The following is a 23071-nucleotide window of genomic DNA, read 5'->3' on the forward strand; positions in this document are numbered from 1 at the left end:
AGATCTGTCAGCCTTGGCGACGGGTGAGCTGCCGATACAGCTGCGGCAAGCGCACCGGCAGTTGCGCCGGGTCGTTGATCAGCAGGTAACCCTGGCTGCCGAACAGGTGCGGCAGGTAGTCCGCCGCCTCGCGATCGATGGTGATGCAGAACGGCAGCAGTCCGGCGCGACGGGCTTCCAGCACCGCCTCGCGGGTGTCCTCGACACCGTAACGGCCCTCGTAGAGGTCGAGGTCATTGGGCTTGCCGTCGGTGAGGATCAGCAGCACGCGCTGGCGCTCCTTGCGCTCCAGCAGGAGCTGCGTGGCCCGGCGGATCGCCGCGCCCATGCGCGTGTAATAGCCGGGGCGCAGTGCGCGAATACGCCCGCGCACGGTGTCGTTGTGGCGCTCGTCGAAGGTTTTCAGCTGGGTCAGGCGCACCTGCTGGCGGCGCAGCGAGGAGAAGCCGTAGAGCGCGAAACGATCGCCCACCGCCTGCAGCGCCTCGCCGAACAGCAGCAGACTGTCGCTGATCAGGTCGATCACCCGGTGCTCGTTATCGATGTGCGCGTCGGTGGACATCGACAGGTCCGCCAGCAGCAGGCAGGCCAGGTCGCGGCGGGCCTGCCGGCGTTCGAGGAACAGGCCGGGCTCGCTGCACGCACCTAGGCGCCGTTCGACGCTGAAATCCAGCCAGGCTTCCAGGTCCAGTTCCGCGCCCTGGGGTTGCCGGCGCAGCCACTGCGGTTGCTGGCGCAGGCTTTCGAACTGCCGACGCAGGCGCCGTGCGGTGGGCGCCAGGGCGTCGGGAAGCGACGCCGGCACAGCATCGCGCGGCAGCATCGGCTGCAGGCAGACGTGGTCGTCGATCAGTTGCTGTCGGCGGTAATCCCATTCCGGCAAACGGATGCCCTCGCCCAACGGCACGTCGTCGAAGTCGGCGGCCGGCAGGTCGAGGTCCAGCTTCAGCCCACCGCCCTTCTTCTGCCGCTGGCGGGACAGGCTCAGGTGATCGAGGTCGTCCGCCACGCGCGCGGCATCGAGGTCCTCGCTGTCGTCGCCGGCACGGTCCAGTTCGACGTGCTCGGACCAGCTGAACAGGTTTTCCAGGCGGAACAGCAGCAGGCCGCCACGACCGGGATCCTGTTCAGTGCGCTCGCCGCGCTTGCGCGCCACGCCCTTGGCCTCGCTGTGGGCGGAGCGGCCGTGCTCGTCGCCGTCGATCAGGTCGGTGTGCTGCGGCGTGGCCAGGCGTTGCGGCGGGTAGAGCCACAGCGGCAGCGGCCAGGGCGCCTTCTCGCTGCGTGGCAGGCGCGCGACGCTGCCCGGTTCGCACAACGCCTGTTGCAGCGCGCGCTCCAGCGCCGCCTCGGCGGGCGGCAGCGCGGCGGGATCAGGGCGCAGGCAGAGCAGCGCCTCCACCAACCACTGATAGCGCGGACGTAACAGCGGGTAGCGCTCGAGCACGGACAGGGTCCATGCCTGATTGTCCTGCGCCCAATGGCGCATCGGCTGGCTGTGGGCGGCGAGCAGCGCCAGCCAACGGTACAGCTCGCGGTTCAGGTCGGCATCCGGGAACACCGCCAGCTGCGCGGGCAAGCGCAAGGAGTCGGCGTCGAACCAGGCCACCGGCAATTGCTGGCAGGTACCGGCCACTTGTTGCAGCAGGCTGCGGCGCACCAGCAGCTCGCGGGCGCTGGCCGCTTCCACACCGACGCCGGCTTCACCGCCGGTGCCACGGAACAGCAGCAACAGGCGGCGCCGCATCTCGTCCAGGGTCACCGCCGCTTCCTCGAACTCCGGGCTGGCACGGCGTGTGATGAAGCGGTGCCAGACGCGGCCGAAGCCTTCTTCGATTTCGAGGTGGATGGTCATGGCGCCTCCGGAAGGCAGAGAGAAGGAACAGGGCACGGTGTCCTAACAGAACACCGATCCAGTCCCCTCTCCCTTCAGGGAGAGGGTTAGGGAGAGGGTGCTACCGGCCACTCCGGCACTGGGTGCGGCCCTCTCCCCCCGCCCTCTCCCTGAAGGGAGATGGAGCTAAAAGCGCTACCGGCCAGATCGCAGCCCGGCAGGCTCCGTAAACGTCAAAAGGGCCCGCCGCAAAGCAGACGGGCCCGGATGGACGATATCGATCAGCTCACCTGCGCTACGCCGGAGGCGACGGCCACACGACCGCGCTGGCGGAAGCTGAGCAGGTAGCAGATCAGCCCGATGAAGAAGCCGACACCGGAGTACAGGCGCAGCCAGAAGAAGATCTTCAGCTGGTCGACCGTGGCCATGAACGGCATCGCGGCGCCATCGGCGGGCATGCGTTGCAGCCAGACCTGGACGATGCCAGCGGCGGTGAGCATCAGGGTGATCAGCAGCATGGAGATGGTCATCAGCCAGAAGCCCCAGATCTCCAGGCTCTGCGCCCGGGCGTCGGGCGCTTCGCCGATGCCCCGCAGGCGCGGCATGGCATAGCTGATCATGGTCATCACGATCATCGCGTAGGCGCCGTAGAAGGCCAGGTGACCGTGGGCGGCGGTGAGTTGCGAGCCGTGGGTGTAGTAGTTCACCGGGGCCAGGGTGTGCAGGAAGCCCCACACGCCGGCGCCGAGGAAGGCGGTCACGGTGGTGCCCAGGGCCCACAGCGCGGCGGCCTTGTTCGGGTGCTCGCGGCGACGACGGTTCACCATGTTGAAGGCGAACAGCACCATGGCGAAGAACGGCAGCGGTTCCAGCGCGGAGAAGATCGAGCCCAGCCACAGCCACACGCCCGGCGCGCCGATCCAGAAGAAGTGGTGGCCGGTGCCGATGATGCCGGTGATAAGGGCCATGGCGATGATCACGTACAGCCATTTCTCCACGACTTCGCGGTCCACGCCGGTGATCTTGATCAGCACGAAGGCCAGCATCGAGCCCATGATCAGCTCCCACACGCCCTCCACCCACAGGTGCACGACCCACCACCAGTAGTACTTGTCGCGCGAGAGGTTTTCCGGGTTGTAGAAGGAGAACAGGAAGAACACCGCCAGGCCAACCAGGCCGGTCATCATCACCACGCTGACGGCGGTCTTGCGGCCCTTGAGCATGGTCATGCCGATGTTGAACAGGAAGCCCAGCGCCACCACCACGATGCCCATCTTGGTGATCGTCGGCTGTTCGAGGAACTCCCGGCCCATGGTCGGCAGCAACTCGTTGTGGGTCAGCCTGGCCAGGCCCGCATAGGGCACCAGCAGGTAGCCCAGGATGGTCAGTACGCCGGCGATGGCGAACACCCAGAACAGCACGATGGCCAGTTTCGGGCTGTACAGCTCGCGGTCGGCCTCCTCGGGGATCAGGTAGTAGGCCGCGCCCATGAAGGCGAACAGCAGCCAGACGATCAGCAGGTTGGTATGCACCATCCGTGCGACGTTGAACGGGATCGCCGGGAACAGGAAGTCACCGACCACGTACTGCATGCCCATGATCAGCCCGAAGACGATCTGCCCGACGAAGAGCATCAGGGCGAACACGAAGTACGGCTTGGCCACCGACTGCGAGGCGAATTTCAGATAGGGATTGCCCGGGTTCATGCTCAACCCTCCTTGTTCGGCGGCCATTTGTTGGTATCGATCTTCGACGTCCAGAGCAGGAACGCCGCGAGATCCGTGACCTCCTGATCGCTCAGGTGGAATTGCGGCATCTGCCGGCGGCCGGGGACGCCCAGCGGCTGCATCTTCATCCAGGCGGCGAGGAAGCTGCCGAAGGCGGCGTCGCCGCCGCGGCGGATGGCGACGTTGCCCAGCTCCGGCGCGAAGTAGGCGCCTTCACCGAGGATCGAGTGGCAACCCACGCAGTTGTTCTGCTCCCACACCAGCTTGCCGCGCACCACCGACTCGGTGAGCTCACTCTGGTTGGTGCGCTTGGGGAAGGTGGTTTCGGTGTGATAGGTCAGGGCGAGGAATACCAGGAAGAAGAAAACGCCTCCTCCCAGGTAGATGTTCCTCGCCATACCTTTTGTGAATGTCTCTGACATGGGGCCCTCCTAGGTCACGGTCGGTGCCATTGTAGGAACCGGCCCCAGGCGTCTCGCTTGATGGCAATCAAGAAAGACCAATGCTTCCAGTCAGGTATTTTTTCGAAGGTAAATCAGTGAGTTGCGTGCAGCGCCAGGATCACGCCGGTAACCACCAGCGGCCAGCCGAGCAGCAGCGAACGCCACAGCCGGGGGCCATGGCCCAGCTCCATGAAACGCAGCGCGATGAGCCAGGCCTTGCCCAGGCCGAGCAGCAGGATCAGCGCCACCGGCAGCAGCGCATCGGGCGCGTGATGGCCCAGCCAGACACCAGCCACCGACATCGGCAACGTCAGCAGCCAGGCGGCCAGCAGCGTCTTCATGCGCCGGGCGCCAGCACGTAGACCAGCGGAAACAGCACCACCCAGACCAGGTCGACCATGTGCCAGTACAGCGCGCCGGACTCCAACCCGCCCAGGGCTTCGCGGCGGTACGCGCCCTGCAGGCAGCGCAGCGTCATCCAGGCGAGGATGACCAGCCCGAGCCAGACGTGCAGGAAGTGGAAGCCGGTGATCAACCAGAACAGGGTGAAGAAGGTGCTGTATTCCAGGTCCAGCCCGCGCGACGCGAGGTGATGGTATTCGGCGGACTTGAGCAGCACATGGGCCAGCCCCAGCAGCACCGCGACGCCGAGCAGGAGCGCCGCGCGGCGCTGGTGGCCGTGGCGCACCTGCTCCACCGCCAGCGCCGCGCAGAAGCCGGCGGTGAGCAGGGTCAGGGTCAGCGCCAGGGCGGTGGACAGGTCCAGTTGCGCACGGCCTGCGCGAAAGCCTTCGACGTCCAGGTACTGGGCCACGGCGAAGACGATGATCAGGATGGCGAAGACCGTCAGCTCGGCGAGGATGAAGAACCACATCGCCAGGTCGCCCGGCAGGTGCCGGGGGCTGACTGACAGCTCAGGCGAAGTGGACATCGACCAGGTCCATCAGCGCCGCGACCGTGGCTTCGTCGTCCGACAGCGGCTCGGCCAGCCCGGCGCGGCAGGCATCGCGCGGCGCCACGCCGGCATTGAGCAGGCGCGCGGTGAGCACCAGCAGGCGTGTCGAGCAGACTTCCTCCAGCTCCTGCCGCCCCAGCCGGCGCAGGGCCACGCCCAGCTGCGTCAGGCGTTGCGCCAGCTCGGGAGAAACGCCGGCCTCGCGGGCGATGATCGCGGCTTCCAGCTCCGGCGTCGGGTAGTCGAAGCGCAGGGCGACGAAGCGCTGGCGGGTGCTGGGTTTCATGCCCTTGAGCAGGTTCTGGTAGCCAGGGTTGTAGGACACCACCAGCATGAAGCCCGGCGGCGCCACCAGGGATTCGCCGGTGCGCTCGATGAACAGCTCGCGGCGGTCGTCCGCCAGCGGGTGCAGCACCACCACGGTGTCCTGCCGCGCCTCCACCACTTCGTCCAGGTAGCAGATGCCGCCTTCGCGCACCGCACGGGTCAGCGGGCCGTCCTGCCACCAGGTGCCGTCGCTGCCGATCAGGTGACGGCCGACCAGGTCCGCCGCCGACAGGTCGTCGTGGCAGGCCACGGTGTACAGCGGCAGGTTCAGGCGCTGGGCCATGTACTGGACGAAGCGGGTCTTGCCGCAGCCGGTCGGGCCCTTGATCAGCACCGGCATGCCTTGCGCGGAGGCCTCGGTGAACAGCGCCACCTCGTTGCCGGATGGCTGATAGAAGAGCGGCGGAATGTTCTGCGCAGGGGCATTCATGGCGGAGGAATCTCGGTAGGAAAGTTCGCTTAGCACGCTATCCAGCGTGGCGTATCGCCTCAAGCACGGCGCCCGAAGTTCTTGATTGGCATCAAGCGGAAGCCGCACGGGCCGCTCCTAGAATCGCCACAGACGCCGGGCGGGAAGCCGGCGAAAACGATCGGCGCCTCGAGGCGCCCAGCCTGTGAGGAGAGACGTTCATGAACAAAGCCCTGGTAGCCCTGCTGTTCGGCGGCATGCTGGTGCAGACCACCGCCATGGCCAGCACCGGCGAGGAGCTGTTCAAGGCCAAGGCCTGCGTGGCCTGTCATGCCGTCAACAAGACGGTGGTCGGGCCGGCCTTCAAGGAAGTTGCAGCGAAGTACGGCGCCGACGGTGTCGCGCACATCAGCAACAGCATCGAGACGGGCAGCAAGGGCGTGTGGGGCCCGATCCCGATGCCGGCCAACGCCGTCAGCCCGGATGAGGCCAAGACTCTCGCCGAGTGGATCGTCACCCTCAAGTGACGCCACTCCGCGCGGCCGGCACGCTCAGTGCCGGCCGACGCTCCTCAGCAACTCCAGGCAATCCCCCGCCGCCAGCGGCGGGCTGATCAGGAAGCCCTGGATCTCGTCGCAGTGGTGGGCACGCAGGAAGCGCAGCTGCTCGGCCTGCTCGACCCCCTCCGCCACCACCTTCAACTCCAGGCTGTGCGCCATGGCGATGATCGCCCGTGTGATGGCCGCATCCTCGCCCTGCTGTGACAGGTCGCGGATGAAGGTCTGGTCGATCTTCACGTAGTCCACCGGGAAGCGCTTCAGGTAGCTGAGCGAGGAATAGCCGGTACCGAAGTCGTCGATGGCCAGTTTCACGCCCATCTCGCGCAGCTGGCGGAAGGTCGTGGTGACGCTCTCGACGTTGTCCAGCAGCTGGCTTTCGGTCAGTTCCAGCTCCAGCAGGTGCGACGGCAGGCCGGTCTCCTCCAGCACGGTGCGCACCAGTTCGACCAGGTTTCCGGTGCGCAGCTGGTGCACCGAGAGGTTCACCGAGACCCGCAGCTCATGGCTCTGGAGTTGCCAGGCGCGGGCCTGCTGGCAGGCGCGACGCAGGACGAACTCGCCGATGGCGCCGATCAGCCCGGTTTCCTCGGCGAGGCCGATGAAGTCCCCCGGCGGCACCATGCCCATCTCCGGATGGCGCCAGCGCACCAGCGCCTCGGCGCTGTCCAGGCGTTCGTTGGCGAGGTTCAGCTTGGGCTGGTAGTGCACGTCCAGCTGGCCCTCGTCGATGGCCTTGCGCAGCCGGGTTTCCAGTTGCAGGCGCTCCAGGGTGCAGGCCTGCAGGTTGTCGGTGAAGAACTGGAAGGTGTTGCCTCCCAGGTGCTTGGCGTGCTGCATGGCCATGTTCGCCTGGCTCATCAGCGCGGAGATTTCCCAGGCGTTGTCCGGCAGCAGGCTGATGCCCACCGAGGCGCTGATCACCAGTTCGTGGCCACCGACGGTCATCGGCGTGCGCAGCTTGGCCAGCAGCCGGCTGGACAGACGCGCCAGCGCCGCGAGGCTGGCGTAGGAGTCGATCAGCACGGCGAATTCGTTGCCGGACAGCCGGGCGATGGTGTCGGCCTCTGGCACCGTCTGGGTCATGCGCCGAGACATCTGCCGCAACAGCTGGTCGGCGACTTCATGGCCGAGGCTGTCGTTGAGCAGCTTGAAGCGGTCCAGGTCGATCAGCAGCAGCGCCGCCGTGCGGCCTTCCTGGCGGGCGCGCTGGCTGGCCTCATGCAGGCGCTCCTTGAACAGCGAGCGGTTGGCCAGGCCGGTGAGTTCGTCGTAGTGCGACAGGTAGCGCAGGCGCTCCTCGGCGTCGCGGCGGGCGGTCAGGTCGGCGAAGAAGCCGACCACATGGGTCACCTGGCCACGGCCATCGCGCACCACGTTGAGCTGCAGCCACTGCGGGTACAGCTCGCCGTTCTTGCGCGTCTCGATCAGCTCGCCCTGCCAGGTGCCCTGGCACTCCAGTTCGGTGCGGATCGCCTGGTAGCGGCGCAGGGTCTCCGCGGAGCCCATCAGCCGGCTGACATTGCGCCCCAGCAGCTCCTCGCGGCGGTAGCCGGTGAGGTGGGTGAAGGCCTCGTTGAGGGCCAGCAGGCGGTAGTTCGGGTCGAGGATGATGATGCCTTCGCTGGCCGCCTCGAACACCGTGGCGGCCAGGCGCTGCTCTTCCTCGCGCAGCTTGCGGGCGGAAATGTCGCAACGGGTGCCGACCATCCGCGTGACCTGCCCGAGGGCGTCGCGCTCCATCGCCCGCCCGCGGTCTTCGACCCAGACCCAGTGGCCGTCGGCATGGCGCACGCGGTATTCGATGCGGTAGCCGTCGGTGCGGCCCTTGAGGTGTTCGACCAGCGCCCGGCGCAGCAGTGGCAGGTCGTCCGGGTGCAGGCGCGGGCGCAGGTCATTGCGCACGCTCTTCACCGCGTCCTGGGTGATCCCGAAGATTTCCTCCAGGTGCGAGTGGTGCACCTCGTCGGTCAGCAGGTTCCAGTCCCACAGGCCCAGCTCGCTGGCTTCCAGCGCCAGGGCCAGGCGCGCCTCGGTGTGGCTGAGCTGCGCGCTGCCGGCCTCCACCCTTGCCTGCAGGGCGTCGCGGGCGCGGCACAGCTCGCGTTCGGCACGGCGGCGCTGTTCGACTTCGCGCTCCAGGTCCTGGTTCAGCGCCTCGGTCTGGCCCTTGGCGCGCTCCAGGTGCGCCACCAGCGCCTGGGCCTGGAAACGCCGCAGCAGGCTGGTATGAACCAGCCGGTGAATCTGCCAGGCCACCACCAGCAGCGCCGCCAGCAGGATCACCCCGAGCACGCCCCAGCCCTGCTGCAACGGGTTTTCGCTGAGCAGCAGATAGGCAATCGAGGGGAACAGGCAGGGCAAGGCGAAGGTCAGGAAGGCCGGCAGGCTGACCGCGTAGGCCACGCTGGCCGACAGGATGGCGGCGGCGATCAGGCCGAACACCAGGGCCTGCTGGAGAAAGGCGTCCGCCGGAACCAGGGCGATGGCGGCGAAGGCCAGGGTCAGGCCGGAGGCCCCGGCGCCGAACAGGAAGGCACGTTGCCAGTGCGGGCTGGCCTGGCGCTCGGCGCAGGCGCCGTTGAACGCCGAAACCTGGATCAGCCGCAACACCGCCAGCAGCACCAGCGATACCAGCCAGCCGCCGAGCAGCAGGGTGGATACCCGCTCCCACAGCAGGCCGGCACAGGCCAGACCGTTGAGCAGCATGAGCAGCGTCGGAATCCGCGACCCCTGATACAGCAGGCGGGTGCGTTCGACGGCAATCTCGTGAGCATACTGCTGGCGGATCTCGGCATGGCTCACCGGGATCGCCGAAGGCTCTACATACGCAGTCATAGGCAGTTTTTCTTGTAGGTTCTGGCCTAAGAGTCGGCGGAGCATAACCGAGGACAATCCTCCGCTAACAGCATCACAGATGGCATTTGGCCGGCTGCCTGCCCAACTTTCGTCGGGAATCCGCCGGACGGCGGGCCGGTTTGCCGGGGAAAACCGCCCGTCGGTAGAATGCCGTCCCATGAACGATGACCTCTCCCTCCTGCTCAACTCCCTCAATGACCCGCAGCGCCAGGCCGTGGCCGCGCCGCTGGGGCGCCAGCGCGTGCTCGCTGGCGCCGGGTCCGGCAAGACCCGCGTGCTGGTGCACCGCATCGCCTGGCTGATCCAGGTGGAGCGCGCCTCGCCGCACAGCATCCTGGCCGTGACCTTCACCAACAAGGCCGCCGCCGAGATGCGCGCGCGGATCGAGCAGCTGCTGGGGATCAACCCGGCCGGCATGTGGGTCGGCACCTTCCACGGCCTCGCGCACCGCCTGCTGCGCGCGCACTGGCAGGAGGCCAACCTGCCGGAGAACTTCCAGATCCTCGACAGCGACGACCAGCTGCGCCTGGTCAAGCGCGTGGTCCGCGAGCTGGGGCTGGACGAGCAGCGGTGGCCGCCGCGCCAGGCGCAGTGGTTCATCAACGGGCAGAAGGACGAGGGCAACCGCCCGCAGAACATCCAGGCCAGCGGCGACCTCTACCTGTCGACCATGGTCAGCATCTACCAGGCCTACGAAGAAGCCTGCGCCCGTGCCGGCGTGGTGGACTTCGCCGAGCTGCTGCTGCGCTCGCTGGACCTCTGGCGCAACCGCCCGAGCCTGCTGGAGCACTACCAGCGGCGCTTCCGCCACATCCTGGTGGATGAGTTCCAGGACACCAACGCCGTGCAGTACGCCTGGCTGCGCTTCCTCGCCAAGGGCGGCGAGAGCCTGATGGTGGTGGGCGACGACGACCAGTCGATCTACGGCTGGCGCGGCGCGAAGATCGAGAACATCCAACACTTCGCCGATGACTTCGCCGGCACCGAGGACATCCGCCTGGAGCAGAACTACCGCTCCACGGCGACCATCCTGAAGGCCGCCAACGCCCTGATCGCCAACAACAGCGGGCGCCTGGGCAAGGAACTGTGGACCGACGGCGTCGACGGCGACCCGATCACCCTCTACGCCGGCTTCAACGAGCACGACGAGGCGCGCTACATCGTCGAAACGATCGAAGACGCCCTGCGCAAGGACGGTCTCAAGCGCAGCGAAATCGCCATTCTCTACCGCTCCAACGCCCAGTCCCGCGTGCTGGAAGAGGCGCTGCTGCGGGAGAAGATCCCCTACCGCATCTACGGCGGCCAGCGCTTCTTCGAACGCGCCGAGATCAAGAACGCCCTGGCCTACCTGCGCCTGATCCGCCTGCGCGACGACGACGCCGCGCTGGAGCGGGTGATTAACGTGCCGCCGCGCGGCATCGGCGAGAAGACCGTCGAGGCGATCCGCAACGCCGCGCGCCTGAACGGCACCTCCATGTGGCGCGCGATCAACGACGTGATCGCCGCCAAGGCCGTGGCCGGCCGCGCCGCCAGTGCGTTGAACGGCTTCCTCGAAGCCGTCGACCTGCTGGCGCTGAAAGTGGAAGGTCTGCCGCTGCACCAGATGACCCAGATCGTCATCGAGCAGTCCGGCCTGATCACCTACCACAAGGAAGAGAAGGGCGAGAAAGGCCAGGCCCGGGTGGAAAACCTGGAAGAACTGGTCAGCGCCGCCCGCGCCTTCGAGAACCCGGACGACGAGGACATCCCGCCGCTGGTGGCCTTCCTCGACCACACCGCGCTGGAGTCCGGCGACACCCAGGCCGACGCCTTCGAGGACAGCGTGCAGCTGATGACCCTGCACAGCGCCAAGGGCCTGGAGTTCCCGCTGGTGTTCCTCGCCGGCATGGAAGAGGGCCTGTTCCCGCACAAGATGAGCCTGGAAGAACCCGGGCGTCTGGAAGAAGAACGCCGTCTGGCCTATGTGGGCATCACCCGCGCCATGCAGCGCCTGGTCATGACCTACGCGGAAACCCGCCGTTTGTACGGCAGCGAGACCTACAACAAGGTCTCGCGCTTCGTCCGCGAAATCCCGCCGAGCCTGATCCAGGAAGTGCGCCTATCCAACTCGGTGAGCCGTCCGCTCTCGGGCGGCCAGCGCAGTGGCAACCTGTTCAGCGGCGCCAGCGTGCCGGACACCCCGTTCAGCCTCGGCCAGTCCGTGCGCCACCCGCTGTTCGGCGACGGCGTGATCCTCAACTTCGAAGGCTCCGGCGCCCAGGCGCGGGTGCAGGTGAACTTCGACAGCGAGGGCAGCAAGTGGCTGATGATGGGCTACGCGAAGCTGGAAGCGATCTGACGGCTCTTTTGTAGGAGCGAGCTTGCTCGCGAACGGATTCACCGGCGGCTCTGGCGCCGAGATGTTCGCGAGCAAGCTCGCTCCTACAGTCAATCCTCAGTGCTGCCCGCCGCCGTTCTGCTCGAAGGTCTCGATCAGCGCCACCTGCATCCGCGAGTGCACGCGGATGAACCAGCGCCAGAACACCGCGATCACCAGCGCGGCGATCAGCACGACCACCACCAGCAGCTCGCCCGGCGGCAGGATGCTCGAACTGAGCGCCGCCAATAGCAGCATCATGCCGCCCAGCGAGAGCAGCGGGATCAGTTCGGAAATCACCCGGCGCACACGGGCCGTATGGCGCCCGGCGCTTTCCGCCTTCACGCCCATTTCCGCCAGCAGCATCGCCAGCGCCTTGAGCTTGCGGTAGGCGGCGATCAGGAACGGCAGCGACAGCAAGAGCGCGGCGCCCCAGACCAGCGCCTTGTGCAGCGCTTCCTGCTCGACGATATCGGCCAGCCACTGGGAGAGGGTCCCGGCGAAGTAGGCCAGGCCGAAGAAGATGGCGATCACCAGGGTCAGGTTCACACCCACCTGCAGCAGGATGCGGCGGATCAGCCCGGCAAGGATCGCCTTGTCCCCCCGTGGCTTGATGCTGCGCAGCCATTCGCCATACAGGCTGAACACCCGCACCATGGGCGACGGCAGGCTGCGCCCCAGGTAGAGCGCCAGCGGGTCGGCGGAGCGGATCAGGTAGGGGGTCAGCAGCGTGGTGATGGCCGACACGCCGACCACCACCGGATAGAGGAAGTCGCTGGTCACGCCCAGGCTCATGCCCAGCGCGGCGATGATGAAGGAGAACTCGCCGATCTGCGAAAGGCCCATGCCCACGCGCATCGAGGTGCGCCCATCGTTGCCGGCGATGAAAGCGCCGGCGCCACAGGACACCAGCTTGCCCAGCACCACCACCAGGGTGATCACCAGGATCGGCGCGGCGTAGTCCACCAGTACCCTGGGGTCGATGGTCAGACCGATGGCGACGAAGAAGATCGCGCTGAACATGTCGCGTACCGGCTCCATCAGGCGCTCGATCTGAATGAGCTGGCGCGATTCGGCCATGATCGCGCCGATCAGGAACGCGCCCAGGATCATGCTGTACTCCAGCTTCACCACCAGCAGGCAGAAGCCGAAGCACAGGCCGAGCACCGTCACCAGCAGCATCTCGTTGCTTTCGAATTTCGCCACGTAGGCCAGCAGGCGCGGCACCAGCAGAATGCCGACGACCAGCGCGACGACCATGAACAGGCTGAGCTTGCCGACCGTGGAGAACACCTGGTCGGCCTCCACCGTGCCGCTCACGGCGATGCCTGAGAACAGCGCGATGATGCCGATGCCAAGGATGTCCTCGATGATCAGCACGCCGAATATCAGCTGGGCGAAGCGCTCGTTCTTCATCTTCAGGTCGCCCAGCACCTTGATGATGATGGTGGTGGAGGACATCGCCAGGATCGCGCCGAGGAACAGCGAATCCATGGTGTTCCAGTCGAACAGGCGGCCGATCTCGAACCCAGCCCAGATCATCAGGGTGATCTCCAGGAAGGCAGCGATGAAGGCCGTGGCGCCGACCTGGAACAGCTTGCGCAGGGAGAATTCCAGGCCCAGGCAGAACATCAGGAAGATCACCCCCAGCTCGGCGAGGGTCTTGATCGTGTCTTCGTCGTGCACCAGGGCGAACGGCGGGGTGTGCGGGCCGATGATCACCCCGGCGATGATGTAGCCCAGCACCACCGGCTGCTTGAAGCGATGGCAGAGGATGGTGACGAAGCCGGCGATCAGCATGATCACCGCAAGGTCCTGGATGAAGTCGATGGCATGCATGGTCGGCGGTCCTCGCGGCGTGGGGTCTGGGGATCGCGCGGCGAAGGCCTCGCTCAGCGAAGCCTATCATCCGGATTTCGCCGCCCGGCGGCTCTGAAAGAATCAGTAACAGACTGATTTGGAAAGGGATTCCACAGCCCCCATATAGGGCAACAGCGCGAAACAAAATCCGGCTGGCCCTCACCGGCATAGCTCGGCAACATGACGCGCGTCGAATACCAACCAAGAGAATGACAACGATGAAGCGCTTTCTCAGCCTTGCCATGGCCTTCTGTGTCGCCGTGACGCTCAGCCTCGACGTCAACGCCGCCAAACGTTTCGGTGGCGGCAAGAGCATGGGCTCGGCGCCGAGCCACCAGACCCGCCAGGCGCAACCGTCCGCCGCCCCGACTTCCCCCACCGCGGCGCCTGCCGCTACCGGCGCTGCCGCTGGCGCAGCCGGTGCCGCCGCCAAGAGCGGCGCTTCGCGCTGGCTCGGCCCGCTGGCCGGCCTGGCCGCCGGTGGCCTGCTCGCCTCCATGTTCATGGGCGATGGCTTCCAGGGCATGCAGTTCCTCGACATCCTGATCATCGCGCTGATCGCGTTCATCGCCTTCCGCTTCATCGCTTCCCGTCGCCGCCAGCAGCAGGGCCACCAGCCCGCCATGGCCGGCCATGCACCGATGCAGCGTGAAATGCCGGCCCAACCGTCGGTCTTCGGTGGCGCCGCTCGTCCGGTGATGGACACCCGCCCGGTGATCAACGCGCCGAGCTGGTTCGATGAAACCCGCTTCATCGGCGCGGCCCGCGAGCACTTCATGTCCCTGCAGCAGCACTGGGACGCCAACGAGATGGACAAGATCGCCGAGTTCGTCACCCCGCAGATGCTGCAGTTCCTCAAGCAGGAACGCGCCGACCTGGGCGACGGCTACCAGTCCACCTACATCGACAACCTCGACGTGCAACTCGAAGGCGTCGACGACAACGCCGAGAAGACCGTCGCCACCCTGACCTTCAGCGGCGTGTCGAAGTCCTCGCGCTTCGACCAGGGCGAGCCCTTCAGCGAAAGCTGGCGCATGGAGCGTGCCCAGGGCGAAAACCAGCCCTGGCTGGTGGCGGGCATCCGTCAGAACTGATCCTGCACGCAACACTGGAAAAGCCCGGCCCTGGCCGGGCTTTTTCGTTTCTCGGGGAAGGTCGATGCGCTGGACTCCCCTCACCCGGCACCTGAGCCGCCCGTCCGGCCAGCGTCCCCACAGTGGCCTTGCACCAAGGGCCGGCTACTACTGTATAAAGCGCGCCATTCGTCGAAAGTAGAGAGGCCCCGCCTGTGGAAGATGTGATCGAGAAACTGCGTGAAGCGAACGAACCGGTTCCCGTCCCGCTGGAATTGCCGGACGAAGAACTGCTGGTGGAGATCGAAGAAGCCCTGCTGATAGGCATTCCGTCGGAATTCCGCGAATTTCTTCTGCAGGTCAGCGACGTGGTTTATGGTCGCCTGGAACCCGTCACGGTGACCGATCCGCACTCCCATACCTACCTGCCGGAGGTGGCCGCGGTGGCCTGGTCGATGGGCCTGCCGCGCGAGCTGATACCGCTCTGCGCCGATGGTGACGACTACTACGCGGTGGCCGAAGACGGCGAAGTGGTGCTCTGGGCCGACGGCGAGCTCACCGAGGAAACCTGGGACTCGGTGTGGACCTGGGCACGCGACGTATGGCTCGACACCTGAGCCGGGGCTTCGGAATTTCCTGAAACTTCGGTGGTCTCACTGGCAACTCACCGTACCTTCGGCCCTTTGCTGTCCAGGCCAGGCACGATGCCTTGTTGTGGAGATGCTATGAAGTTCAAAGCCCTGTTCACCAGCCTGCTGCTGCTCGGCCTCGCCGGATGCGCCGACAAGGCCGTGGTGACGCTGCAGGATGGCAGCGAAATCCTGGTGAAGGATCACTCTGATTACGACAAATACAATGACTACTACGAATTCGAGCAGCTCAATGGCGAGACGATTCTGATCAAGAAGGATAACGTCCGCTTCATCAAGACGCCTTGAGTTGAGCGCCGATCCGGTGAGACGCCGATCAGCGAGGAGGTGAGCGCAGTGCCCGCGCTCCTGGCTGATCCAATCCACTTCGCGGCGGGACCTAGCGCGCCCCCAGCCGTCCCCCGCTCTCCAGTTCGAGCAGATTGAGCAGGTACTGGCCGCAGTAACCCAGGTCCTGCTCGATGGCTTTGCGCGCGCTCGCGCCATCGCCACGCTCCAGGGCGCTCAACGCGTCTTCGTGGAAGTCGTTCAGGCGCAGCGACAGGTCGGCCTCGGTGAACAGGCGGTTGAAGAACGGCCCGACCTGCAGCCAGAGCGCCTCGATCATGCGCAGCAGGGTCGGGTTGCCACAGGCGCTGTAGAGCGTGAGGTGGAACAGGCTGTTGGCGTCCAGATACCCCTGGACGTCGCGGGCATTCAGCGCGTTTTCCATGCGCTCGGTGCATTCGCGCAGCACCTCCATGTCAGCCGGGCGCAGATGCCGGGCCGCATCCTCCACCGCCAGTCCCTCCAGGGATTGCCGCACCTGCAGGATCTGCAGGTAGCGCTCGCGGGTCATCACCGGTACCCGCAGCGAGCGCTGCGGCTCGCCTTCGAGCGCGCCCTCGGCGACCAGCCGCTGCAAGGCGGCGCGCACGGGCATCGGGCTCGTGCCCCACTCCTGGGCCAGATCACGGATCTTCAGCCGCTCGCCGGGCTGGAAGCGCCCGCTCAATAGAGCCTGGCGCAGGTTCAGGTACAGCTGCTCCTGAAGGTTGTCGGCCATCGCACGTCACTCCCGGCCGGCCGGCGGTGCCGGCAGTTGGGCGAAGGTCAGGCTGCAGTTGTGCATCATCTTGCGTATCCCTTGTTTTCGATCAGACAAAATCTGTGATCACAGAATTCTTTGATTGGCAGATTATCAGGCTAAATATCCTGTGTATTGACTTTTTTGTGATCACAAATAGAAGATGTGCAAAAAAACAAACGAGGTGTGCAACATGACCGCCAGCGGAATCGCCCAACAGGCCGTTGATCTCTTCACCGCCCGTGAGCGCCAGCGCTTCCTGGAACAGAACCCCAAGTCCGTCGCTCTCGCCGAGCGCGCGCACAAGTCGCTGTATGCCGGCGTGCCGATGCACTGGATGGCCGACTGGTCCACGCCCTGCCCGCTGTTCGTCGAGCGCGCCCAGGGCGCCCGCTTCTACGATGTGGACGGCCATGACTACGTGGACTTCTGCCTGGGCGACACCGGCAGCATGTTCGGCCACTCCCCGGCGCCGATCGCCCGCGCCCTCGCCGAGCAAGGCGCCCGCGGCCTGACCACCATGCTTCCGGGCGAAGACGCCGTGGTCTGCGGCGAACTGCTCGCCGCGCGCTTCGGCCTGCCCTACTGGCAGGTGACCGCCACCGCCACCGACTCCAACCGCTACGTGCTGCGCTGGGCCCGCGCGGTAACCAGGCGCAAGACCCTGCTGGTGTTCGACGGCTGCTACCACGGCACCGTGGACGACGTGATGGTGCGCTACCGCGACGGCGAGACCGTGCACCGCTCCGGCCTGGTCGGCCAGGCCTACGACCTGACCCAGCACAGCCGCTCCATCCCGTTCAACGACGTGGAAGCGCTGGAAGCCGCGCTGGCCCAGGGCGACGTCTGCGCCCTGCTGTGCGAACCGGCGATGACCAACATCGGCATGGTCCTGCCCGATCCGGGCTTCATGCAGAAGTGCCGCGAGCTGACCCGCAAGTACGGTTCGCTGCTGATCATCGACGAAACCCACACCATCTCCACCAACATCGGCGGCTGCACCCAGCTGTGGAACCTCGACCCGGACTTCTTCGTGGTCGGCAAGCCGATCGCTGGCGGCGTGCCCTGCGGCATCTTCGGCTGCAGCGCGGAGATGGCCGAACGCATGGCCGCCTCGCGCAAGAGCGCCCAGGAAGACAGCCATGGCCACGGCCACAGCGGCATGGGCACCACGCTCTCGGCCAACGCCCTGGCCATGCACTGCATGCGCGCCAACCTGGAACAGGTGATGACCCAGGCCGCCTACGACCACATGCTGCCGCTGGCCAAGCGCCTGGCGGACGGCTTCCGCGGGCTGATCGCCAAGCACGAGCTGAAGTGGTCGGTGACCGAGTTGGGCGCGCGCAGCGAATTCCAGTTCTGCCCCGTCTCGCCGCGCACCGGCGCCGAGGCCGAAGCGGCCTTCCACGACGAGTTGCAGATGGCGCTGCACCTGTACCTGATCAACCGCGGCATCCTGATCACGCCGTTCCACAACATGACCCTGTGCTGCCCGGACACCACCGCCGAAGACGTGGATCGCCTGATTGCGACGCTGGACCAAGGCATCACCGAGCTGCTGGCCATCCCCGGCGCCCGCGAGACCTGATCGCATGGAACCGTAGGGCGCATAACCTGGAACAGGTTATCCGCCGTCCGTTGTGTTGGCGGATAACGCTGACGCGTTACGCGCCCTACGTGAAGCCCTAGCGCTGGCGAAACGAATCGCGGACAAACTCCGCTCTTGCAATAAAGAGATTACGGCGCCCCGCGCCACCGAGGACCACCATGCAATTCGCCGATCGAAAGGAAGCCGAAGCCTTCCTCGCCGCCCACCCGGACGTGCGCAGCATCGAACTCTTCATCATCGACTCCAACGGCATCCCGCGCGGCAAGCTGCTGCACCGTGACGAGCTGCTGGCGATCTACGACAACGGCCGCCCGCTGCCCAGCTCGATCCTCGCGCTGACCGTACAGGGCGAGGACGTCGAAGGCACCGGCCTGGTCTGGGAAGTCGCCGACGCCGACTGCTGGACCTACCCGCTGCCCGGCAGCCTGACCCTGCAACCCTGGCGCGCCAGCCCCACTGGCCAGCTGCAGGTGAGCATGCACCCGACTCAGGGCCTGCCGGCCACTCCAGCCGACCCGCGCCAGGCGCTCTCCCGCGTGGTCGACCGGCTGAAAGCCGACGGCTTCCACCCGGTGATGGCGGTGGAGCTGGAGTTCTACCTGCTGGACAAGCAGCGCGACGCCAACGGCCGCCCGCAGCCGGCGGTGCAGATGAACGGCATCCGCCCGGAGGCGCCGCAGGTTTACGGCGTCTATGAACTGGAACAACTGCAGCCGTTCCTCGACGACCTCTACGCCGCCTGCGAAGTGCAGGGCCTGCCGGTACGCACGGCGATTTCCGAGTACGCGCCGGGCCAGGTCGAGCTGACCCTGGAGCACCGTTTCGACGTGATGCAGGCCATCGACGAAGGCGTGCGCTACAAGCGCCTGGTGAAAGGCGTGGCGAACAAGCACGGCCTGCAGGCCTGCTTCATGGCCAAGCCGTTCGGCGATCGCGCAGGCAGCGGCATGCACCTGCACGTCAGCCTGGCCGATGAGCAGGGCAACAACCTCTATGCCAGCGAAGACATTCACGGCACCCCGCTGCTGCGCCACTCCATCGGCGGCATGATGGCGCGCCTGCTGGATTCCCTGGCGATCTTCTGCCCCAACGCCAACTCCTTCCGCCGCTTCCAGGCCAACAGCTACGCGCCGCTGGCCAAGAGCTGGGGCGTGAACAACCGCACCGTGTCCTTCCGCGTGCCCGGTGGCCCGGCGAAGAGCCGGCACATCGAGCACCGCATCTGCGGCGCCGACGCCAACCCCTACCTCGCGGCGGCGGCGATCCTCGCCGCCATCCACGAAGGCATCCGCGAGCAGATCGATCCGGGCGCGCCCATCGTCGGCAACGGCTACGAGCAGGCCACCGAGTTCCTGCCCACCGACTGGCTCACCGCGCTGCGCGCGCTGGAGTCCTCCACCTGGGCCCGCGAGGCGCTGGGCGAGGAATTTCTCAAGGTGTTCCTGGCGATCAAGTGGGAGGAATACCGCCAGTTCATGGGCGAGGTCGGCGAGCAGGACTGGCGCTGGTACCTGCATCACGCCTGATCGGCGGGCTGAACCGGTCACTCCGTGCCAGGGCTTCCCCCTCACCCCAGCCCTCTCCCTCAGGGAGAGGGAGCCGTCCGTGCCGGCTGACGATACCGTTTCGTCCTGCACCGATCGGTCCCCTCTCCCCCTGGGAGAGGGTTAGGGTGAGGGGCTCTTGCAAGCGCTGACCGGGCACAAATCCACCAGACGAATCGCTCAAGGCGGGCCGTACTTTTCGCGTACCCGCTGACACACGACAGCCTTACGAAAAATTTACCCTGGCAGAGTGAAGAATCTGGTCTTTTCTTGGTCTGTAATTGCACGGGACGCAGGTGCGTCCCGTCGTCGAAACGGCGCCCGCCGGTACTGCCTGCCGGCCGCCGTCCTCTCTCAGGCAGGGAGAACCCGTAGACAATGAGCACTCCTGTCGTACTGATCACCGGCGCCGCCGGTGGCCTCGGAAAAGCCATCGCCAAACGTTTCGCCCAAAGCCACTGGCGCATCGCCGCCACCGACGTGGACAAGGCTGGCCTGCACGCACTGAACGCCCAGGTACCGCTGGACGCAACCGCTGTGGGCGACCTTCGACGAGCCGACAACTGCCACAGCCTGGTCTCCGACATCCTCGCCCGCACCGGTCGCCTCGACGCCCTGGTGAACGCCGCCGGCGTGTGGCGCGAAGGTCCGGTGGAAGACTTCAACGAGGATGACTTCGACCTGGTGCTGGGGGTCAACCTCAAGGCCGCCTTCTACATGTGCCAGGCCGCGACGCCTTACCTGAAGGAAAACCACGGCTGCATCGTCAACATCTCCAGCGACTCCGGCCGCCAGGCCTATCGCGGCTCCGCGGCCTACTGCGCGAGCAAGGCGGCGCTGACCATGCTCACCCGCACCCTGGCCCTGGAGCTGGCCGAGTCGGGCGTACGGGTCAACGCCATCTCCCCGGCCGACATCGCCACGCCCATGCTCGACTACCAGGCCGAGCGCTACGGGCAGGGCAACCCGGACGCCTACAAGCGTGCGCTGCTGAAGGATTATCCACAGGGCAAGGTGGCGCGTTTCATCCGTCCCGAAGAAGTCGCCGAACTGGTCTGGTACCTGTGCAAACCGGAATCCGAAGCCATCACCGGCGCGGACCTGGCGATCGACTTCGGTCTCTCGGCCGGACGCTGATCCGGCACCACCGAACGGGCGGCCATTGGCCGCCCGTTTTGCATCCGTCGGCGGGCATTGGCGCCCATGGCCAATGAGCGGTATAGAAAAAACTGTGTCGTCAGCCCCGCCCCGGTGCGTCCAGAGTGGGTCCCTTTTCCATTCGCCACAGAGAACAGCATGGAACCCGGCAACCACCAGCTCAGCATGACCGTCCTGATGACCCCCGACATGGCCAACTTCTCCGGCAATGTCCACGGCGGCACCCTGCTCAAGTACCTCGACGAAGTCGCCTACGCCTGCGCCAGCCGCTATGCCGGCCACTATGTCGTCACCCTGTCGGTGGACCAGGTGATCTTCCGCGAGCCGATCCACGTCGGCGAACTGGTCACCTTCCTCGCCTCGGTGAACTACACCGGCCGCACCTCCATGGAGATCGGCGTGAAAGTGGTCACCGAAAACATCCGCGAAAAGTCCGTGCGCCACACCAACAGCTGCTTCTTCACCATGGTGGCGCTGGACGACGAGCGCAAGCCCACGGTGGTTCCGCAACTGGAGCCGCAGACCAAGGACGAGAAGCGCCGCTTCGCCCAGGCTCAGCAGCGCCGCCAGCTGCGTCAGGAGCTGGAACAGCGCTACAAGGCAATTCGCGACGAATGACAGACGATCGCGACATTTCTTGATAAGAATTGCCTGTGTCGCGGAAAATATCTGCTGCGTCAACAGGTTACTCTTGCGTGAAAGCAATGTAGGAATTCATTTCAGCGCCTAGAGTTTTCGTACGCGGGTTTGCCCCCGTGATCCACCTTCGAGCAACCCGGGCCCGCCGGCTCCGGTTGCTCCCTGCGTGCCCGGAGCCCAGACCATGCATCACACGCCCCTGCTTACCACCCTCGCCGTCGGCTTCGTGCTGGCCTTCGTCCTCGGCGCCCTGGCCAACCGCCTGCGCATCTCGCCGCTGGTGGGCTACCTGGTCGCCGGCGTGCTCGCCGGCCCCTTCACCCCCGGTTACGTCGCCGACCAGGCGCTGTCCGGCGAGATCGCCGAACTGGGCGTGATCCTGCTGATGTTCGGCGTCGGCCTGCACTTCTCGCTGAAGGACCTCCTGTCAGTCAAAGCCATCGCCATCCCCGGCGCGGTGGTGCAGATCGGCGTCGCCACTCTGCTGGGCATGGGTTTGGCCTGGATGATGGACTGGCAGTTCGGCGCCGGCCTGGTGTTCGGCCTGGCGCTGTCGGTAGCCAGTACCGTGGTCCTGCTGCGGGCCCTGGAACAGCGCCAGTTGATCGACACCAAGCGCGGCCGTATCGCCATCGGCTGGCTGATCGTCGAGGACCTGGCGATGGTCCTCACCCTGGTGCTGCTGCCAGCGCTGGCCGGCTCCCTGGGCGGCACCGCCGACGGCAATGAAGGCGGCGTGCTGCTGCCGATCCTGCTGACCCTGGGCAAGGTCGCCGCCTTCGTCGCGGTGATGATCCTCGGCGGCCGCCGCATCGTGCCCTGGGCCCTGGAGCGCGTAGCCAAGACCGGCTCGCGCGAGCTGTTCACCCTGGCCGTGCTGGCCATTGCCCTGGGCATCGCCTACGGCTCGGCGGTGGTGTTCGGCGTGTCTTTCGCCCTCGGCGCCTTCTTCGCCGGGATGATCCTCAACGAGTCCGAGCTCAGCCACGAGGCGGCGGAAAACTCGCTGCCGCTGCGCGATGCCTTCGCCGTGCTGTTCTTCGTCTCGGTGGGCATGCTGTTCAACCCGGCCATCCTGGTCCAGGAGCCGCTACCGGTGCTGGCCACCTTCCTGGTCATCGTGTTCGGCAAGTCCGTGGCGGCGTACATCATCGTGCGGCTGTTCGGCCATCCCAACAGCACCGCGCTGACCATCGCCGCGAGCCTGGCGCAGATCGGCGAGTTCTCCTTCATCCTGGTCGGCCTGGGCGTCAGCCTGAACCTGCTGCCCGAAGCCGGCCGCGACCTGGTGCTGGCCGGGGCGATCCTGTCGATCCTGGTCAACCCGCTGCTGTTCATCGCCATCGACCGCCTGCAGGCGCGCCAGGCGCAGAAGGCCGAGAGCGAGCCGGGCGTGGTGCAGGTGGAAGCCCCCGACCTGCCGCCGCCGGTGCTGGAGCATGATCACGCGATCCTCATCGGCCACGGCCGGGTGGGTGCGCTGGTCAGCGAGCGCCTGCGTCAGGACAAGGTGCCGGTGGTAGTGATCGAGGACAAGCGCGAGAAAGCCGCCGAACTGCGCGAGCACGGCCTCTGCGTGGTGGTCGGCAACGCTGCCCACCCCGAGGTACTGGCCCAGGCCAACATCGCCTCGGCACGCTGGCTGCTGATCGCCATTCCCAACGGTTTCGAGGCCGGGACCATCGCCAGCCACGCGCGGGCGATCAACCCGAACCTGGACATCATCGCCCGCGCCCACTTCGACACCGAGGTGGACTACCTGGAACAGAACGGCGCCAACCTGGTGATCATGGGCGAACGCGAAATCGCCCGTGGGATGGTCGAGCGGGTGGAGCGGCAGGGCGCCGGGGAAGCCGTCAGCGACGATCCGCTGCCGCAGTCGGCCTGAGGCGCAACGTTCTGGATAGATGCCCAGGCCAGTAATCGCGCCTGGGCGGGTTCGCGAGCAAGCTCGCTCCTACAGGCCAGGTCTGAGCTGCTTTTCGTAGGACCGAGGGGGACGCCC

The 23071-nt window shown here is 66.4% G+C and carries 19 protein-coding genes; 10 read left to right on the forward strand and 9 right to left on the reverse strand.

The features are described from left to right. Nucleotides 1-7: 7 nt before the first annotated feature. The 6 genes from SD196_RS27095 to SD196_RS27120 form a co-directional block, all read right to left on the reverse strand. Nucleotides 8-1855 carry a nitric oxide reductase activation protein NorD gene (locus SD196_RS27095; protein WP_416310882.1) on the reverse strand — a complete coding sequence of 616 codons (1848 nt, stop codon included), beginning with the start codon at nt 1853-1855 and terminating at the stop codon, nt 8-10. A 260-nt stretch (nt 1856-2115) separates the two neighbouring features. Next, entirely contained in the window at nt 2116-3540 is a 1425-nt protein-coding gene (locus SD196_RS27100) for a cbb3-type cytochrome c oxidase subunit I (protein ID WP_416310883.1), read from the reverse strand. Between the two features lie 2 nt (nt 3541-3542). After that, entirely contained in the window at nt 3543-3983 is a 441-nt protein-coding gene (locus tag SD196_RS27105) for a c-type cytochrome (protein WP_169935397.1), read from the reverse strand. A gap of 113 nt (nt 3984-4096) precedes the next feature. After that, nucleotides 4097-4345 (reverse strand): cytochrome C oxidase subunit IV family protein, encoded by a 249-nt coding sequence (locus SD196_RS27110; RefSeq protein ID WP_416310884.1) that lies wholly within the window; start codon nt 4343-4345, stop codon nt 4097-4099. After that, entirely contained in the window at nt 4342-4935 is a 594-nt protein-coding gene (locus SD196_RS27115) for a cytochrome c oxidase subunit 3 (protein WP_416310885.1), read from the reverse strand. The genes SD196_RS27110 and SD196_RS27115 overlap by 4 nt, the downstream gene beginning before the upstream one ends. Beyond that, complete coding sequence (locus SD196_RS27120) at nt 4919-5716, reverse strand: CbbQ/NirQ/NorQ/GpvN family protein (RefSeq protein WP_331314990.1); 798 nt, start codon at nt 5714-5716, stop codon at nt 4919-4921. The genes SD196_RS27115 and SD196_RS27120 overlap by 17 nt, the downstream gene beginning before the upstream one ends. Nucleotides 5717-5916: 200 nt before the next feature. On the opposite strand from SD196_RS27120, the gene SD196_RS27125 reads away from it, so the two are divergent. Beyond that, on the forward strand, nt 5917-6222 hold the full coding sequence (locus SD196_RS27125) for a c-type cytochrome (protein WP_275609360.1): 306 nt from the start codon (nt 5917-5919) through the stop codon (nt 6220-6222). A 24-nt stretch (nt 6223-6246) separates the two neighbouring features. Here SD196_RS27125 and SD196_RS27130 read toward each other — a convergent pair whose 3' ends face one another. After that, the gene (locus SD196_RS27130; protein ID WP_416310886.1) at nt 6247-9090 is read right to left on the reverse strand and encodes an EAL domain-containing protein; all 2844 of its coding nucleotides are present in this window, start codon (nt 9088-9090) and stop codon (nt 6247-6249) included. A gap of 178 nt (nt 9091-9268) precedes the next feature. Between SD196_RS27130 and uvrD the strand changes: the two genes are divergently transcribed. Continuing rightward, a complete protein-coding gene (gene uvrD, locus SD196_RS27135) occupies nt 9269-11449 on the forward strand; it encodes a DNA helicase II (protein ID WP_416310887.1) in 2181 nt (726 codons plus the stop codon). A gap of 96 nt (nt 11450-11545) precedes the next feature. Here the strand turns inward: uvrD and SD196_RS27140 are convergent, their stop codons facing one another. Next, nucleotides 11546-13306 carry a cation:proton antiporter gene (locus SD196_RS27140; RefSeq protein ID WP_331314997.1) on the reverse strand — a complete coding sequence of 587 codons (1761 nt, stop codon included), beginning with the start codon at nt 13304-13306 and terminating at the stop codon, nt 11546-11548. Between the two features lie 239 nt (nt 13307-13545). On the opposite strand from SD196_RS27140, the gene SD196_RS27145 reads away from it, so the two are divergent. From SD196_RS27145 to SD196_RS27155, 3 genes are all read left to right on the forward strand, one after another. Next, on the forward strand, nt 13546-14421 hold the full coding sequence (locus tag SD196_RS27145) for a Tim44 domain-containing protein (RefSeq protein ID WP_331314999.1): 876 nt from the start codon (nt 13546-13548) through the stop codon (nt 14419-14421). Nucleotides 14422-14615: 194 nt separating this feature from the next. Then, a complete protein-coding gene (locus SD196_RS27150; RefSeq protein ID WP_254469601.1) occupies nt 14616-15017 on the forward strand; it encodes an SMI1/KNR4 family protein in 402 nt (133 codons plus the stop codon). Nucleotides 15018-15125: 108 nt separating this feature from the next. After that, nucleotides 15126-15338: a YgdI/YgdR family lipoprotein gene (locus tag SD196_RS27155; RefSeq protein ID WP_015479678.1), complete on the forward strand. Its 213-nt coding sequence runs from the start codon at nt 15126-15128 to the stop codon at nt 15336-15338. Between the two features lie 91 nt (nt 15339-15429). Here the strand turns inward: SD196_RS27155 and SD196_RS27160 are convergent, their stop codons facing one another. Next, nucleotides 15430-16095, reverse strand: a complete 666-nt coding sequence (locus tag SD196_RS27160; RefSeq protein WP_343575753.1) for a GntR family transcriptional regulator — start codon at nt 16093-16095, stop codon at nt 15430-15432. 214 nt (nt 16096-16309) lie between these two features. Here SD196_RS27160 and SD196_RS27165 point away from each other — a divergent pair, with 214 nt between their 5' ends. The 5 genes from SD196_RS27165 to ybaL all read left to right on the forward strand — a co-directional run bounded on the left by SD196_RS27165 (nt 16310) and on the right by ybaL (nt 22954). Continuing rightward, nucleotides 16310-17704: an aspartate aminotransferase family protein gene (locus tag SD196_RS27165; protein WP_416310888.1), complete on the forward strand. Its 1395-nt coding sequence runs from the start codon at nt 16310-16312 to the stop codon at nt 17702-17704. Between the two features lie 179 nt (nt 17705-17883). After that, a complete protein-coding gene (locus SD196_RS27170) occupies nt 17884-19251 on the forward strand; it encodes a glutamine synthetase family protein (protein WP_416310889.1) in 1368 nt (455 codons plus the stop codon). 396 nt (nt 19252-19647) lie between these two features. Continuing rightward, on the forward strand, nt 19648-20406 hold the full coding sequence (locus tag SD196_RS27175; protein WP_275609366.1) for an SDR family NAD(P)-dependent oxidoreductase: 759 nt from the start codon (nt 19648-19650) through the stop codon (nt 20404-20406). Between the two features lie 159 nt (nt 20407-20565). Beyond that, entirely contained in the window at nt 20566-21045 is a 480-nt protein-coding gene (locus SD196_RS27180; RefSeq protein ID WP_275609367.1) for an acyl-CoA thioesterase, read from the forward strand. A gap of 205 nt (nt 21046-21250) precedes the next feature. After that, nucleotides 21251-22954, forward strand: a complete 1704-nt coding sequence (gene ybaL, locus SD196_RS27185; RefSeq protein ID WP_275609368.1) for a YbaL family putative K(+) efflux transporter — start codon at nt 21251-21253, stop codon at nt 22952-22954. Nucleotides 22955-23071: the final 117 nt, after the last annotated feature.

Origin of the sequence: Pseudomonas macauensis, assembly GCF_047902425.1 — a bacterium.
Lineage (GTDB): Bacteria > Pseudomonadota > Gammaproteobacteria > Pseudomonadales > Pseudomonadaceae > Pseudomonas.